Annotated in this window: 16 protein-coding genes; 6 read left to right on the top strand and 10 right to left on the bottom strand. The window is 70.9% G+C overall.

The window, feature by feature from the left end:
* Positions 1-13: 13 nt before the first annotated feature.
* Complete coding sequence (locus QE428_RS03935) at positions 14-1,105, bottom strand: ABC transporter permease (protein ID WP_307463267.1); 1,092 nt, start codon at positions 1,103-1,105, stop codon at positions 14-16.
* Complete coding sequence (locus QE428_RS03930) at positions 1,102-1,986, bottom strand: ABC transporter ATP-binding protein (protein WP_307463265.1); 885 nt, start codon at positions 1,984-1,986, stop codon at positions 1,102-1,104. The genes QE428_RS03935 and QE428_RS03930 overlap by 4 nt, the downstream gene beginning before the upstream one ends.
* 213 nt (positions 1,987-2,199) lie before the next feature.
* Here QE428_RS03930 and QE428_RS03925 point away from each other — a divergent pair, with 213 nt between their 5' ends.
* Positions 2,200-2,769 carry an NADPH-dependent FMN reductase gene (locus tag QE428_RS03925; protein WP_307463262.1) on the top strand — a complete coding sequence of 190 codons (570 nt, stop codon included), beginning with the start codon at positions 2,200-2,202 and terminating at the stop codon, positions 2,767-2,769.
* A 65-nt stretch (positions 2,770-2,834) separates the two neighbouring features.
* Here QE428_RS03925 and QE428_RS03920 read toward each other — a convergent pair whose 3' ends face one another.
* From QE428_RS03920 to QE428_RS03910, 3 genes are all read right to left on the bottom strand, one after another.
* On the bottom strand, positions 2,835-3,506 hold the full coding sequence (locus tag QE428_RS03920) for a response regulator transcription factor (protein WP_307463260.1): 672 nt from the start codon (positions 3,504-3,506) through the stop codon (positions 2,835-2,837).
* Positions 3,503-4,750 (bottom strand): sensor histidine kinase, encoded by a 1,248-nt coding sequence (locus QE428_RS03915; protein ID WP_307463257.1) that lies wholly within the window; start codon positions 4,748-4,750, stop codon positions 3,503-3,505. The genes QE428_RS03920 and QE428_RS03915 overlap by 4 nt, the downstream gene beginning before the upstream one ends.
* Before the next feature lie 64 nt (positions 4,751-4,814).
* Complete coding sequence (locus tag QE428_RS03910) at positions 4,815-5,654, bottom strand: exodeoxyribonuclease III (RefSeq protein ID WP_307463255.1); 840 nt, start codon at positions 5,652-5,654, stop codon at positions 4,815-4,817.
* Between the two features lie 52 nt (positions 5,655-5,706).
* Between QE428_RS03910 and pyrE the strand changes: the two genes are divergently transcribed.
* Entirely contained in the window at positions 5,707-6,285 is a 579-nt protein-coding gene (gene pyrE, locus QE428_RS03905) for an orotate phosphoribosyltransferase (protein ID WP_307463252.1), read from the top strand.
* A gap of 3 nt (positions 6,286-6,288) precedes the next feature.
* On the opposite strand, the gene QE428_RS03900 is transcribed toward pyrE, so the two are convergent.
* Complete coding sequence (locus QE428_RS03900) at positions 6,289-6,435, bottom strand: hypothetical protein (RefSeq protein WP_165971326.1); 147 nt, start codon at positions 6,433-6,435, stop codon at positions 6,289-6,291.
* A 343-nt stretch (positions 6,436-6,778) separates the two neighbouring features.
* Here QE428_RS03900 and QE428_RS03895 point away from each other — a divergent pair, with 343 nt between their 5' ends.
* A complete protein-coding gene (locus QE428_RS03895; RefSeq protein WP_091357242.1) occupies positions 6,779-7,732 on the top strand; it encodes an SDR family NAD(P)-dependent oxidoreductase in 954 nt (317 codons plus the stop codon).
* 259 nt (positions 7,733-7,991) lie between these two features.
* On the opposite strand, the gene QE428_RS03890 is transcribed toward QE428_RS03895, so the two are convergent.
* Both QE428_RS03890 and QE428_RS03885 read right to left on the bottom strand, forming a co-directional pair.
* Positions 7,992-8,630 carry a metal-dependent transcriptional regulator gene (locus QE428_RS03890; protein ID WP_307463250.1) on the bottom strand — a complete coding sequence of 213 codons (639 nt, stop codon included), beginning with the start codon at positions 8,628-8,630 and terminating at the stop codon, positions 7,992-7,994.
* A 10-nt stretch (positions 8,631-8,640) separates the two neighbouring features.
* The gene (locus tag QE428_RS03885; protein ID WP_307463247.1) at positions 8,641-9,909 is read right to left on the bottom strand and encodes an Nramp family divalent metal transporter; all 1,269 of its coding nucleotides are present in this window, start codon (positions 9,907-9,909) and stop codon (positions 8,641-8,643) included.
* A 224-nt stretch (positions 9,910-10,133) separates the two neighbouring features.
* Between QE428_RS03885 and QE428_RS03880 the strand changes: the two genes are divergently transcribed.
* Entirely contained in the window at positions 10,134-10,772 is a 639-nt protein-coding gene (locus tag QE428_RS03880; RefSeq protein WP_091357231.1) for an RNA methyltransferase, read from the top strand.
* A 3-nt stretch (positions 10,773-10,775) separates the two neighbouring features.
* On the opposite strand, the gene QE428_RS03875 is transcribed toward QE428_RS03880, so the two are convergent.
* Both QE428_RS03875 and QE428_RS03870 read right to left on the bottom strand, forming a co-directional pair.
* Positions 10,776-11,435: a response regulator gene (locus tag QE428_RS03875; protein ID WP_307463242.1), complete on the bottom strand. Its 660-nt coding sequence runs from the start codon at positions 11,433-11,435 to the stop codon at positions 10,776-10,778.
* The gene (locus QE428_RS03870; protein ID WP_307470623.1) at positions 11,428-13,059 is read right to left on the bottom strand and encodes a sensor histidine kinase; all 1,632 of its coding nucleotides are present in this window, start codon (positions 13,057-13,059) and stop codon (positions 11,428-11,430) included. The genes QE428_RS03875 and QE428_RS03870 overlap by 8 nt, the downstream gene beginning before the upstream one ends.
* Positions 13,060-13,228: 169 nt before the next feature.
* On the opposite strand from QE428_RS03870, the gene QE428_RS03865 reads away from it, so the two are divergent.
* Entirely contained in the window at positions 13,229-14,749 is a 1,521-nt protein-coding gene (locus QE428_RS03865; protein ID WP_307463240.1) for a CitMHS family transporter, read from the top strand.
* An 86-nt stretch (positions 14,750-14,835) separates the two neighbouring features.
* On the top strand, positions 14,836-15,336 hold the full coding sequence (locus QE428_RS03860) for a hypothetical protein (RefSeq protein WP_307463236.1): 501 nt from the start codon (positions 14,836-14,838) through the stop codon (positions 15,334-15,336).
* Positions 15,337-15,342: the final 6 nt, after the last annotated feature.

Below are 15,342 nucleotides of genomic sequence, written 5' to 3'. Positions count from 1 at the left end.
TTTCGAGGACGACTCAGCGCGAGAGCGCGTCGCGCAGCTTGACGCGGGCACCCATGCGCAGGAGCGAGTTCTCGTAGATCTTCGCGCCGACGAGGATCGCGCCGACGCAGGCGGCCAGCATGACGAGCAGGGCGAGGAGCGGCTCCCACCACTGCGCCTCACCGACGAAGATGCGCACCGGCATCCCGACGGGAGCCGAGAAGGGGACGTACGACATGATCGTCAGCACGACGGGGTTGTCGTTGAAGAAGATCACGAGGAAGTACGGCGCCATCACGATGTAGGTGAGCGGGGTGATCGTCGGGCCGATGTCCTCCTGGCGCGACACCAGCGCACCCGCCGCGGCGAACAGCGCCGCCAGCAGGACGAAGCCGAACAGGAAGAAGATCGCGAACCAGGCGATGGGGCCGCCGAGCCCGGCGATGAGGAAGTCCTGTCCCGTCACGGTCAGCCCGATGATGGCCACCGCGGCGATGCCGACGATCTGACCCATCGCCAGGATCGTGTTGCCGAGGACCTTGCCCGCCAGGAGCGCGCGGGTCGGGATCGCCGAGATGAGCAGCTCGACCACACGGGTCTGCTTCTCTTCGACGACGCTCGTCGCGATGGTCGTACCGAAGGTCAGCGCTGCGGCGAAGAACACACCGCCGAAGGCGATCGCGATGATGTACCGGAGGAACCCGTCGGTGCCCGCCGGCTCGAGGATCTCGACCTCCGGGGCGATGCTGAGCTGCTGCAGCAGAGTGTTCGACACCTGCTCGTCGAAGACGACCGTGTACCCGATCGGCTCGTCGCCGCCGGGGATGACGGCCGCGTCGACGGTGCCGTCGCGGACCAAGTCGCGTGCCTCGTCGGCGGACGCGGCATCCGTCACGTCGAAGGCCTCGGGGTCCGTGATGGCCGACGCCGTCTCAGAGGTGACCGCGATCGGCGTGCGGCTGTCGCTCTGGGCCGAGAAACCCGCCCAGAGAACGCCGGCCAGCACGATCAGGAACATGACGGCGGTGGAGATGATGAACGACTTCGAGCGCAGCTTCGAGCCGAGCTCGCGCTCGGTGACGAGCCAGACGCTCTGACCGAACGAGGGGGAGACGGACGTGTTCACTGGATGACCTCCGTGAAGATCTGGGCGAGGGTGGGGCGGCGCGGCGCGAACGTGGTCACGTCGCCCGCGGCGACCGCGCGCTGCAGGACGCGCTGCACGGTCTCGTCGGAATCGGCCTCGAAGAGGGCGTAGCCGCCGTCGAAGTCGACGACCTCGACGCCCGGTTCGTCGCGGAGCCAACCGGCATCCGTTCCCGAGACGAGTTCGAAGCGGCGGGTAGCGTGCTCGGCGCGCAGGCCGTCGCGGGTTCCGGCCGCGCGGATCGTGCCGCCCGCGATGATGACGAGGTCGTCGCACAGGCGCTCGACGACGTCGAGCTGGTGCGACGAGAACAGCACCGAGACGCCCTGCGCCGCGCGGGTCTGAAGGACGTTCGCGACGACGTCGACGGCGATCGGGTCGAGACCGGAGAACGGCTCGTCGAGGATCAGCACCTCGGGGTCGTGCACGAGCGCGGCGGCGATCTGCGCGCGCTGCTGGTTTCCGAGCGAGAGGGTCTCGACGTTGTCGGTGAGGCGCTCGCCGAGTCCCAGCTCTTCGAGGAGAGCCGTCGCGCGGGTCGTGGCATCCGTCTTCGAGAACCCGTGCAGGCGGGCGAGGTAGACGATGTGCTCGAGCACCTTCATCTTCGGGTACAGCCCGCGCTCTTCGGGCATGTAGCCGAACAGGCGACGGTCGGCGGCCGTGACGGGCTCGCCGTTCAGGGTGACTTCGCCGGCGTCGCGCCCGAGCACGCCGAGCATGATGCGCATCGTGGTGGTCTTGCCGGCGCCGTTGCCGCCGACGAACCCGGTCAGCCGTCCGGGTGCGACGTCGAAGGCGACGTCGTCGAGGACGCGCCTCGATCCGTAGCTCTTGGTGATCCCGCGTAGCTGCAGCATCCGTTCCTCCTGTGATCGGTGCACCACCGGCGGTGGCACGTGTCCCACGCTAGGGAGATCGGATGCCGCGGACCTCCCCCCGGCGGGTGAAACCCGACCCCGCCGCGCGGGGGAGAGTGGTTGTCGGTGCATTCATAGGAATACGGATGCCGGGGGTCTCGTTGCAGTCTGCGATGCCCACCGGCATCCCTTTCTCTACGTCTTGGAGGACTCATGACGGACCGGACCATCGGCTACATCGTCGGCAGCATCTCGTCGACCTCGATCAACCGCCGCCTCGCCGAAGCGCTCAAGCGCCTCGCCCCCGAGGGCACGACGCTGGTCGAGATCCCGATCGCCGACCTGCCCTTCTACTCGGTCGACCACGACGGGAACTTCCCCCAGGTCGCCGAGGACTTCAAGCAGGCGATCGCCGACGTCGACGGCGTCATCATCGTGACCCCCGAGTACAGCCGCTCCATCCCGGGCGTGCTGAAGAACGCGCTCGACTGGGCCTCGCGTCCCTACGGCCAGAACTCCTTCAACGGAAAGCCCACCGCGGTCATCGGCACCTCGGGCAGCGGCATCGCGACAGCCGCCGCGCAGCAGCACCTGAAGGCGATCCTCAGCCACTTCAACGCGCCCACACTCGGCCAGCCCGAGGGCTATATCCAGAGCACGCCGGGCCTGTTCGCCGAGAACGGCGAGGTCACGAACGACGAGACCGCCGGCTTCCTCATCGGCTACCTCGAGGCCTTCGGCGACCTGGTCGACCGCTTCGCGAAGGTGCCCGCCGGCGCCTGAGTCGCAGCTTCCGCAGCTGGAACGGCCCCCGCCCCGACTCGGGCGGGGCCGTTTCGTGTCTCGACTCAGGCGAGGCCGTAGCGGTGCGCCCAGACGACGGCGGCGACGCGGTCGCGGGCGCCGAGCTTCTGCAGGACGTTCGACACGTGCGTCTTCACCGTCGCCTCGCCGATGTAGAGCTCGCGGGCGATCTCGCCGTTGCTCATCGCCTGCGCGAGCAGCCGCAGCACCTCGACCTCACGGTCGGTGAGCTCCGCCGGCAGGGCGGGCGCGGCATCCGTCTCGCGGGGGAGGGATGCCGCCGGTTCCGCCTCGGTCCGGGTGAAGCGCTCGATGACCCGGCGCGTCACGGCCGGCGCGAGCAGCGCGTCGCCCGAGGCGGCGACGCGGACGGCGTTCGTGAGCTCTTCAGGTCCGGCGTTCTTGAGCAGGAATCCGCTCGCCCCGGCCGAGAGGGCCTGGAACAGGTAGTCGTCGCGGTCGAAGGTCGTCACGATGACGACGGATGCCGCGATCCCGGCATCCGCCACGATCCGCTGCGTCGCCTCGAGACCGTCCATGTCGGGCATCTGCACGTCCATGCAGATGACGTCGGGCTGAAGCGTGCGAGCGGCCTCGATCGCGGCGCGACCGTCGCCCGCCTCGCCGACCACCTCGATGTCGCCGGCGGCATCGAGGATCATGCGGAAGCCGGCCCGCATGACGGCGTGGTCGTCGACCAGCAGCACCCGGATCATGCCGGCACCGCCTGCGACAGCGGCACGCGCACCCGCACGAGGAAGCCGCCCCGGGGCCGGGCTCTCGCCTCGAGCGTTCCTCCGGACGCAGCCGCCCGTTCGCGCATTCCGACGAGGCCGAGGCCCGCTCGCCCGGAGATCGGTCCGCGGCCCTCGTTCGAGACCTCGAGCTCCACCGCGTCGTCGGCGTACCGCAGGCGCACGTCGGCCGTCGCGCCGGGCCCGCCGTGGCGGCGCGCATTCGTGAGGGCCTCCTGCGCGATGCGGTACAGGTTCACCTGCACCAGCTCGGGCGTCGGGACCGGATCCCCCACGATCGAGACCGTCGTCGGCAGGCCGTTCTCGTTCGCGTGGGCGACCAGGTCCGGCAGCGCGTCCAAGCGCACCGTCGACCCGCCGGGGGCGTCGGTCTCGGGGGTGCGGAGCGTCTCGAGAAGCTGACGGAGCTCGGTCAGCGCTTGGCGGGCCGAGGACTCGACGCCTGTCAGCGCGGTGCGCGCGGCATCCGGATCGCGGCCCAGCACCGTGCGCGCGGCGCCCGCCTGCACGCCCATCGCCGACACGTGGTGCGCGACCACGTCGTGCAGCTCGCGGGCGATGCGGACCCGATCGAGGGCGACGGCTTGGGCGGCCGTCCGCTCCCGCTCCTGCTCGAGTTCGCGGGTGCGCTCCTCGAGGGCGGTGCGCTCCATCGCGCCCGTGTAAGCGCGCTCGCCGAACAGGTACGCCCCGCCGAAGAAGGCCACGTTGACGAGGAACTGGATCATCGAGAAGGCCGCGAAGGGCGAGAACGGCCCCTCCTGCGACAGGCCGTCCTCGGAGGAGGCGGCGGTCTGGAAGATCGTGATCATCAGCCACACGAACATCGCGATGATGAGGAGGACGCGAACGAGCGCCGCCCGGCGGCGGTCGGACACCCAGGCGCCGACCGTGTACATCCCGACGAACAGGGCGACGTTGCCGACGTAGAGCTCGGGGATGCGCGCCGAGACGCCCACGAAGAACACGACCGAGACCGCGATCAGGGCCGTCATCGGGTACCGGCGCCGGAAGACGAGGGGTGCGGTCAGGGCGACCGAGTAGAGGAGCCCCCAGATGAGGTCGGGCTGTTCGTCGCCGTAGATGCCCGAGACCGAGCCCAGGGCGGTGCTGATCATCGCGGCGACGAACAGTCCGGCGGCGAGCCAGGCGTCCTGGCGTCGTTCGGCCGCGGTCGCCGCGCGGCGGAGCATCGATTCAGGCATGCTCTCCACGCTAGAGGGGGGACGTGAGCCGCGGCATCCGTCCCGCGGGGGAGACGACGCGGCGTCAGAAGATCATCGGACGGTCGTCGTCGTCCTCGCCGTCCAGGTCCAGGTCGACCACGACCGGGACGTGGTCGCTCGGGATCTCGCCCTTGCGCTCGTCGCGGTGGATGGATGCCCCGACCACCCCGTCGGCGAAGGCCGAGGAGCCGAGGATGAAGTCGATCCGCAGGCCCTCATTGCGGGGGAAACGCAGCTGCTTGTAGTCCCAGTAGGTGTAGCCGGAGGGGACGAGCGGGCGGACGGTGTCGACGAGTCCGGCGTCGAGGAGGGCCTGGAACGAGGCGCGCTCCTCGGGGGAGACGTGGGTCGTCACGCCTTCGACCACCGTCGGGTCGCCGTTGTCGGCATCCGTCGGTGCGATGTTGAAGTCGCCGACGAGCGCGAGCGGCAGGTCGGGGTGAGCCGCGAGCGTCGACTGCGTGTAGGCGCGGAGGGCCTCGAGCCAGTGCAGCTTGTACGTGAAGTGCGGGTCGTCGAGCCCACGGCCGTTCGGGACGTAGAGGCTCCACACCTTGACGCCGTCGATCGTCGCGCCCAGCGCCCGCGCCTCCTGCGGGGCATCCGGTCCTTCGTGCCCCTTCAGGAAGCCGGGCATGTCGGGGAAGGCGTACTCGACCTCGGTGATCGGCGAACGGCTCGCAATGGCGACGCCGTTCCACTGATTCAGGCCGTGCGCCTCGACGTGGTAACCGGCCTCTTCGAACGCCTCGTAGGGGAACTGCTCGGGCTTGCACTTGATCTCCTGCATCGCGAGCACGTCGATGTTCTCGCGCACGGCGAAGTCGACGGTGCGCACGATGCGCGCGCGGATCGAATTGACGTTCCAAGTGGCAAGCCGCATGGGATCCAGCCTAGATCGGGCGTCGGACGCCGCCGGTCGTAGACTCGGTGCCGTGACCGTCGCCTCCACGCCCGAACTCGAAGCCGATCGCCAGCGTCTCATCTCGCTCATCCAGGAAGAGGCCGTTTTCCACGGCGACTTCATCCTGTCGAGCGGGAAGAGGGCCTCGTACTACGTCGACATGCGCAAGCTCACGCTCGACCACCGCGCGGCCCCCGCGATCGGGCGGATCATGCTCGACCTCATCCGCGACGTCGACGGCATCGTCGCGGTGGGCGGTCTGACGCTCGGCGCCGACCCCATCGCCAACGCCGTCATGCACGAGTCGGCGCGCACCGACGCTCCGCTCGACGCCTTCGTCGTCCGCAAGGAGCCCAAGGACCACGGCCGCGGCCGTCAGGTCGAAGGTGCGGATGTCGTCGGCAAGCGCGTCATCGTGGTCGAGGACACCTCGACCACGGGCCAGTCGGCGCTCAAGGCGGTCGAGGCGCTGCGCCGCGAAGGTGCCGAGCCCGTCGCCGTCGCCGTCATCGTCGACCGCAAGACCGGAGCGCAGGCCGCCGTCGAAGCCGAGGGCCTGACCTGGCTCGCTGCGATCGACCTCGACGACCTGGGCTTGCAGCCGCAGTAGGTCTTATTTGGGCTCGAGGTCGTCCCACGGGTTGCGGTCGTCCTCGTCGTCCCGGCGCCGCCGCACCATCTGCACGACGACGATCACCAACGACGTGACCATCGTCAGCCCGACGACGGCGAACAGCAGGTTCTGCTCGAGTCCGCTCATGCGTCCACTCTCCCACGCGTGCAGCGCGGGGCGTGCGGCGGGGTGCGGAGCGCGGGCGCGGTGCGGGCGCGGCGGGGCGCGTGGGTGTCCCGCGCGCCGAATCACCACTCGCGTGCCGAATCACCGGTGGAAGGTGCGCATTCGGATGGTGACTCGGGGTTCGGGTGGTGATTCGGCGACGAGGGCGGGACGCGGCGCGGCGCGGCGCGCGAGCGAGGCGGGACGCCGGGACCCGCGTGGCGCGTGCGGGGAGGCACGGCGGATGCCGCGCAAGGGGATGATGCGCGAGCGGATGCCGCGCAAGGGGATGCCGCGCACAGCCGCCGAGCGTAGGGTCGAGGATGTGGCGCGCGACGACTGGGACCCCGACGATCTCCCCGATCTGAGCGGCCGTCGCTACCTCGTCACCGGCTCGAACACCGGCCTCGGGTTCTTCTCGTGCCTGCAGCTCGCGGGAGCCGGCGCGCACGTCATCATGACGGCGCGGAACCCGTCGAAGCTGTCCCGCGCCAGGGCCGCGGTCCTCGCGCAGGTGCCGGATGCCGACCTCGAGACGCTCGCGCTCGACACGAGCAATCTCGGCTCGGTGCGTGCCGCTGCGGCGACCGTGCGCGGCCGCGTCGGACTCCACGGCGTCATGCTCAACGCCGGCATCGTGCACCCGCCGAAGACGCGCCAACTGACCCGTGACGGGCACGAACTCGTCATCGCGACCAATGCCCTGGGCCACTACGCGCTCGCCGGGGCCCTCCTCCCCGCCCTCGCCGCTGCCCGCGGTCGCATGGTCTGGCTCGGCTCCATCGCCACGAAGCTCTTCCCGTGGGATCCCGTGGATCCCGAACTGGTCGACGACTACACCCCGTGGCGCGCCTACGTGCAGTCGAAGGTCGCGACCGCGGCCATCGGATTCGAGGCCGACCGGCGGTTGCGCGCGGCATCCGTCCCCGTCTCGAGCCTCGTCGCGCACCCCGGCTACTCGCTCGGCGGACGGACCCGACGCATCGCCGGCGTCAGTGCGCCGTCGCGACGCAAGCGGTTCGTCGGCGGACTGCAGGCCGCCGTCTCGCAGTCGAAGGAGAGCGGCGCGTGGGCGCCGGTCCGCGCACTCGTCGATCCCGAGGCCGAGGGCGGCCAGTACTGGGGTCCCGCGCACACGTACACGGGCGCCCCCGTGCAGGTTCGCGCGCCGCGAGTCACGATCGACCCCGACGTGGGCGCCCGCATGTGGCACTACGCCGAGCACGCGACCCGTGCCGAATGGCCCTACCTCAAGGGCCGCAAACTCCGCCTGCGCTGAGGGTGCCGTGTAGATGTCGCCGCACCGGGTCTTGCCGCGGCGGGTGCGGTCCGCCGATCATGAATCCGGGAGGCGACATGGCTGAGGCGACGACGAGGATGCCGCGCTCCTCGCCGAACCCGATGCGGAACGCTCGGTCATGGGCGAGCGGTCGATGGGGCTCAGCTGGCTGCGGATCCGACTGGATCCGGACCACTCCCGGCTGGAGTTCTGGATGCGGGCGGCACTGCGCCGTCCGGGTAAGAGCGCGGGCTGACGGTCAGGCGGTGAGCCACACCGCGCGCGCGGCAGCGGCCGGCAGGTCGACCGTCGGCCCGCCGTCGATCTGCACGGCGTCGCGCCCCGTCGCGGTGACCGTGTGCCCGACGTCGATGCCGACCTCTTCGAGCGAGCGCAGCAGTGCGGGGTCCCGATCCGAGACCCGCAGGACGCGGCCGGTGTGTCCGATCGTCGCCTCGGCGAGCAGGACGAACGGCTCGCGCTCGACGCTCCCGTCCGGCCCGGGGATCGCGTCGCCGTGCGGGTCGAACCGCGGATGCCCGAGGCGCGCGTCGATTCCGGCGAGCAGTCGGTCGCTGATCGTGTGCTCGAGCACCTCGGCCTCGTCGTGCACCTCATCCCACGCGTAGCCGAACTCGCGGACGAGCCACGTCTCGATGAGGCGATGCCGGCGGATCACCGCGGTCGCGCGGGAGGTCCCGGCATCCGTCAGCGAGATCGGACCGTAGGGACGGTGCGACACGAGGCCTTGGGCCGCGAGCTTCTTGATCATCTCGGTGACAGAGGAGGGCGCGAGTCCGAGTTCGGACGCCAGCACCGACGGGGTGACGGGATCAGTCTGCCACTCGGTGTGGTGGTAGATCGTCTTCAGATAGTCGTCGACCGTGGACGCGGGCACGGACCCCAGATTAGCCGCCGAACAGGGTCAGCCAGAGCAGCAGGCCGTTGAGCGTCACGAGGAAGACCGACGCGAGGATGCCGGCGATCGTCGTCCATGCCCGGTTGCGGTACGCGCCGAGCACGTCGGCCTTCGCGGTGAGCGCGACGAGGGGGATGAGGGCGAACGGGATGCCGAAGCTCAGCACGACCTGGCTGATGATCAGGGCGAGCGTCGGGTCGACCCCGACGGCGAGGATCGCGAGCGCGGGCACGAGCGTCACGAGGCGGCGAGCGAGAAGCGGGATGCGGACGCGGAGCAGACCGTGCATGATCTCGGCGCCCGCGTAGGCTCCGACCGCGCTGCTGGCCAGCCCGCTCGCGAGGAGCCCGACGGCGAACAGGGTCGCGACGACGGGTCCGATCCCGTTCTGGAGGGCGGCGTACGCGCCCTCGAGGCTGTCGGTGCCGGGGACGCCCGCGAGGTTCGCCGCCGCGAGCAGCAGGATGCAGAGGTTCACCGTGCCGGCGATGGCGAGCGCGATCGTGACGTCCCAGCGCGTGGCGCGGAGCACGCGGCGGGTGTCGATCGCGGCGTCGGCGGCCGCGGCATCCGTCCGGCGGATCTCGGTCGGCCGGAAGCGGTCGCGCGCGAGCGAGCTGTGCGCGTAGATCGCGTGGGGCATGATCGTGGCGCCGAGGATGGATGCCGCGAGCAGCACCGAATCCGTTCCCTCGAAGCGCGGCAGAAGGCCCTCCACGACGCCGGATGCCTCGGGGGGACCGATGAAGACGCCGTAGGTGAAGCCGAGAGCGATGATCGCCATGAGGCCGATGATCACGAACTCGAAGCTGCGTGCGCCGCGACGGGACTGGATGAGCAGCAGCACGATCGAGACGGCCCCCGTGATGAGCCCGCCCCAGAGGAGGGGCACGCCGAACAGCAGCCAGAGCGCGACGGCGCCGCCGATGATCTCGGCGACGTCGGTCGCCATCGCGACGAGCTCCGCCTGCAGCCAGTACGCGCGGCGGGCGGTGTTCGTGCGGAAGCGTGCGCCGAGGAGCTCGGGCAGGCTCCGACCCGTCACTATGCCGAGCTTCGCCGACAGGTACTGGATCAGCCAGGCCATCACGTTGCCGAGCACGACGACCCACACCAGCAGGTAGCCGTAGCGGGCGCCCGCGGTCATGTTGCTCGCGACGTTGCCGGGGTCGAGGTAGGCGACCCCCGCGACGAGCGCCGGTCCCAGGAGCCAGGCCGCGCGCGTGCGTGTTCCGACGGGCGGGGAATTTTTCGGCATACCGAAAAATCTAGCGCACGGGGCGAGTGGGCGTCGCCGGGGGCGTCGCGGGGGCGTGGGCGTCGCGGGGGCGGGGGCGGCGCCTCCCGGCGCCGAATCACCACTGGGCTGCCGAGTCACCATCCGGATGCGCGCCTTTCGGTGGCGATTCGGCACGGGGGCGGTGATTCGGCGCGGGTGGGCGTGCGCGCGGGCCGGGCGCGGGCGCGGGCTAGCCTGGATCGGTGCCAGAGCCCACCGACACCGACGCCGAACCGCAGCTTCCGGTGGGGGTCGGGCCGTGGCCGGGCGACCGGGATGAGTGGCCCGACGACCCGCGCTACGACCGCGACCTGCTCGAGCACGGGGACCGACGCAACGTCGTCGACCGGTACCGCTACTGGACGATGGCGGCGATCGTGGCGGACCTCGACGAGAAGCGGCATCCGTTCCACGTCGCGATCGAGAACTGGCAGCACGACATGAACATCGGCTCGATCGTGCGCAGCGCCAACGCGTTCGGCGCCGCCGAGGTGCACATCATCGGCAAGCGGCGCTGGAACCGGCGCGGCGCGATGGTCACCGACCGGTACCAGCACGTCCGCCACCACGAGGACGTCGCGGCCTTCACCGCATGGGCGGATGCCGCGGGTCTGCCGGTGCTCGCGATCGACAACGTCGACGGGTCGGTGCCGGTGGATCGGGCGGACCTGCCCGAGCGCTGCGTCCTGCTGTTCGGGCAGGAAGGTCCAGGGCTCTCGCCCGAGGCGCTGGCCGCGGCATCCGGTGTCGTCGAGATCACCCAGTACGGGTCGACCCGATCGATCAACGCCTCGGCCGCCGCGGCGGTCGTCATGTACGAATGGTGCCGCCGGCACGCCTGAGGCTCATCCCGCCCCCTCCGCGAGGCGGAAGCGGTGCTCGGGGCGGCCGGTCGTGCCGTAGCGCAGGCTGATCTCGACGAGCCCTCGCGAGGCGAGCGCCGTCAGGTGGCGCTGCGCCGTCGCGCGCGAGATGCCGCTCCGGTCGGCGACCTCGCTTGCGGACGCCTCGCCATCGGCGAGGGCGCCGAGGATGGTCCGCTCGGTCGCCGACCGCGACAGCGACGCCTGTTCGGGTGCGCCGCGCAGCGCCGTCGCGGCCCGGTCGATCTGCTCCTGCGTCAGCGGAGCGGTATCGGAGAGCAGGTTGCGGTAGCGCGCGTAGCGATCGAGCCGGTCGGCGAGCGTCCGCGCCTCGAACGGTTTCACGAGGTAGGCGAGAGCGCCGGCCCGGAACGCCCGGCGGACGGTCCGCGCATCCGTCGCCGCGCTCAGGACGAACGCGTCGACGCCGCAGGCGCGCACCACCTCGATGCCGTCGCCATCGGGCAGATAGACGTCGGCGAGGATCAGGTCGGGCGCCTCGGCCCGCACCGCCGCCAGCGCGTCGGCTGCGGTGCGCACCGGCTCGAGCGCCGCGAATCCGCGCACCCCCGTCACGATGTCGCGGTGCACACCGGCGACGCGGAAGTCGTCGTCGATGATCAGCACTCGGATGTCAGTCATCCTCGCCCTCCTCGATCTCCCCGGGGCCGGCCGGTCCCATCACTCCCGGCAGGCGGGCCCCGAACACCGCGCCGATCCCGTCGCCGCCCGCATCGATGATCCAGACCTCGCCGCCGCGACGTCGCGCGATCTCACGCGACAGGGGCAGGCCGATGCCGTGCCCGTGCACCGCCGTGTCGGTGTCGGATCTCGTGCGCGCCGCGAACACGTCTCCGGGGTCCGCGATGCCCGCGCCCGAATCCGCCACCGTCACGACGAGCCCGTCCTCCTCCACCGCGTCGAGGAGCGTGACCTCCACCCACGACGGGCCCTCGGAGAGGGATGCCGCGGCCGTCACCGCGTTCCCGACGAGGTTCCCGAGCACCGCCAGGCTGTCCTCCACCTCGCGCAGCGTGCTGCGCAGCAACGTCTCCTCGCCCACCCGCAGCTCGACGCCGCGCTCGCGCGCGCTCTCCGCCATCGCACCGAGGAACGACTGCAGGACCGGGTCCGTCACGGCATCCAGTCCCGCGACGCGCGGGTCGACGGCGCCGCGGCCCGACACCTCGCGCAGGAAGTCGCGGGCCTCGTCGCCGCGGCCGGCGTCGAGAAGACCGGATGCCGCATGCAGCCGATTGGCGAATTCGTGACGCTGGGCGCGCAGCGCGTCGGTCAGCGTGCGTACGCCGTCGAGGCGTTCGGTCAGCGCGAGCAGGTCGGTGCGGTCGCGGAGGATGGCGGCCGTTCCGAGCGCGCGGGACCCGCGGCGCACCGGACGGACGTCGATGTAGATGATGCGATCCCCGACCGCGGCGCCCGAAGGAGCTCCGGTCGACAGGGCCTCGCGCACGGCCCGGTCGATGGGCGCGTCGACGAGCGCCGACCCCGGCTCGACCCGCACCCCCAGCATCCGTGTGGCCGCATCGCTCCACACGCGCACGACCCCGTCCGGATCCACCGCGACCACGCCCTCGTCGGCACTCTCGAAGACGGCGGTCTGCGTCTGCACGAGAGCTGCCAATTCCTCGGGCTGCAGGCCGAGCGTCACCCGCTCGAGTCGCCGGCGCATCAGCAGCGCGGCGACCGCGCCCAGCACGAGGGCGATCAGGACGGCGACGGCGATCCCGGTGAGGAGAGCGGGGAGATCGCGGAACACGCTGGCGCGCTCGAACCCGACGCTCACCTCGCCGACGGGACGGTCCGCGGTCCCGGGGGCGTAGACCGGGACCTTGGCCCGGGCAGACTCGCCGAGCGTGCCCGACTCCCACGTCACGACTTCGCGGCCGGCGAGGGCCTCGTCGAAGCTCGTGCTCACGACCTCACCGAGTCGGTCGGGGTCGGGGTGGGCGAGACGGATGCCGTGATCGTCGGTGATCACGACGAACAGCACGTCGGTGCGGGAGGTGACCGCGCCGGCGTACGTCTGGAGAGGGCCGTCCTGCAGAGCCGCCGCACCCGGGGTGCCGGGGTCAGCGGAATAGTCGGCCACCAGCCCTCGGACGTCGGGCGTCGTCGCGACGCTCCGGGCGATGTTGAGCGCAGACGATTCGGCCTCGGCACGGAGCTGCTGGACACCCAGGAACAGGAAGACACCGGCGCACGCCGCCACGACGCACACCTGCGTGACGAGCTGGAGGACCAGCATCCGGCTTCCGAATCGCATCCGCCCTCCTGGTGCGCACAATGAGCGAAAGCCACGTTACGCGCACAACGACGCGGAATGCGCCTTAGCGCGCGCACGGCCTTCGCAGGTCCCTACTCTCTCGAGACGAGGTGCCGTGTCCGTGGCGCCGCTTCACGACGAAGGAGTCGCGATGAGCATCGTGCAGACCGCCGCAGCCGAGTATCCCGTGGCGTTCACCCCGCCGGACACCGTCCTGGTCATCCTCGGCTTCGTGATGGTGCTGACCTTCATGGCGTTGATCATGACGAGGCGCCTCACCCCCATGGTCGCGCTCATCACCGTGCCGACGATCTTCGGCCTCTTCGCCGGCGCCGGCCTGGGCCTCGGCGACATGGTCATCGACGCGATCGGCGATCTGGCCCCCACGGCGGCGCTCCTCATGTTCGCGATCATGTACTTCGGCATCATGATCGACGTCGGCCTGTTCGACCCGCTCATCCGCCTCATCACGCGCCTCCTCGGCGACGACCCCGCCAAGGTCGTCCTCGGCACGGCGATCCTCGCCGGCGCGGTCTCGCTGGACGGCGACGGCTCGACGACGTTCATCATCACGACGTCCGCGATGCTGCCGATCTACCTGCGGCTCGGGATGAGCCCGGTCGTCCTCACCTGTGTCGCCGGCCTCATGAACGGCACGCTGAACATCGTGCCGTGGGGCGGCCCGACGGTGCGCGCCGCCTCGGCGCTCGGCCTGCAGCCGACCGACATCTTCGTGCCGATGCTCCCCTCGCTCGCCACCGGCCTCGTCATCTCGCTGCTGTTCGCCTGGTTCCTGGGGCTCTCCGAGCGTCGCCGTCTCGCCGGATCGGTCGACACGTCGCGCCTCGAGGGCGCTAGCGGCGACGGGCGCCTCGGCGCCCCGCGACTGTTCCGCGGCGCGGAGAACAAGCCGGGGGCGCTCGCACACCTGCGCACCGGCAACATCGTCACGGTCCGCGGTGCCCGCACCGCCGTCGACGCCGCGAAGCTCGTCGACACGGCCGACACCGCGATGGCCGACACCCTGCTCGACCCGAATCGCGCCTCGCTCCGGCCGAAGCTCATCTGGTTCAACCTCGTGCTGACCCTCGCCGTCATGGTGATGCTCGTGCTCGACATCTACCCGCTGGCGTACGTCTTCATGGTCGGCGCGGCCATCGCCCTCCTCGTGAACTTCCCCCGCCTCAAGACGCAGGCCGACGAGATCGTCGCCCACGCCCCCAGCATCGTCGGCGTCGTCTCGATGGTCCTCGCCGCGGGCGTCCTGGTCGGCGTGCTGAACGGCACCGGCATGGTCACCGCGATGGCGAGCTGGGTCACGCAGGTGATCCCGCCGTCTCTCGGACCGTTCATGGCCGTGATCACCGGCATCCTGTCGATCCCGTTCACGTTCTTCATGTCGAACGACGCGTTCTACTTCGGGATCCTGCCGATCCTCGCCGAGAGCGCGACGACCTACGGCATCGACCCCGTCGAGATGGCGCGCGCCTCGATCACCGGGCAGCCGGTGCACCTGCAGAGCCCGCTCGTCCCGGCCATCCTGCTGCTCGTCTCCCTCGCGGGCGTCAACCTCGGCGATCACCACAAGAAGGTCCTGTGGCGCGCGGTCGTCGTCTCGCTCGTGATGCTCGCCGTGGGCGTCCTCGTCGGGTCGATCCCGCTGATGGCCTGAGGCAGGCCGACCCCGCGTTCCCGGAGGGGCGGATGCCGCTACGGTGAACGTGCGCACTCTGGGGGTGCGCACGATGTGGGGGAGACATGTCACTGCAGGTTGTCGAGCGCTCGCCGCTCGCCGGCGCCCAGGTCGTCCGCGACGTCCTGGGCGCGGTCGTCCTGACGGTCGTCGCCGGTGCGGTCGTGTGGGCGGCGACGAGCACGTCCCGGCGGGTGTGCGCGCCGGTCCCGTCCGGATGGTGGGGTGGTCTCGCGCCGGCGGGAGCGCCGGAGGAGTTCTGCGCGATCCTGCATCTCGAACCGAGCCCGCTCGTCCTCCTGGCGCTCGCGCTCGTCCTCGTGTTCTCGATCTCACGGGTGCTGCGGGTGGCGCGGTCGGCGCAAGAGAGTGCGCGCATCCTGTCGCGAGCGGTCACCGCCATCGTCATCATCGCCGCCGTGACCGTCGTCGTCGGTCAGGCGTGGCTCTGGCTGTACGGTTACCCGAGTAGCGCGCCGGACGGAGCGCTACTCGTGGTGCCGCCCTTCCCCTTCGCGGGAGGTTCGGTCGAGGAGGAGACGTTCAACATCGCCTTCGTCGGCTGACGACGC

Source organism: Microbacterium sp. SORGH_AS_0505 (assembly GCF_030818715.1).
GTDB lineage: Bacteria > Actinomycetota > Actinomycetes > Actinomycetales > Microbacteriaceae > Microbacterium.
This window is presented reverse-complemented; position numbering and strand designations above follow the sequence as displayed.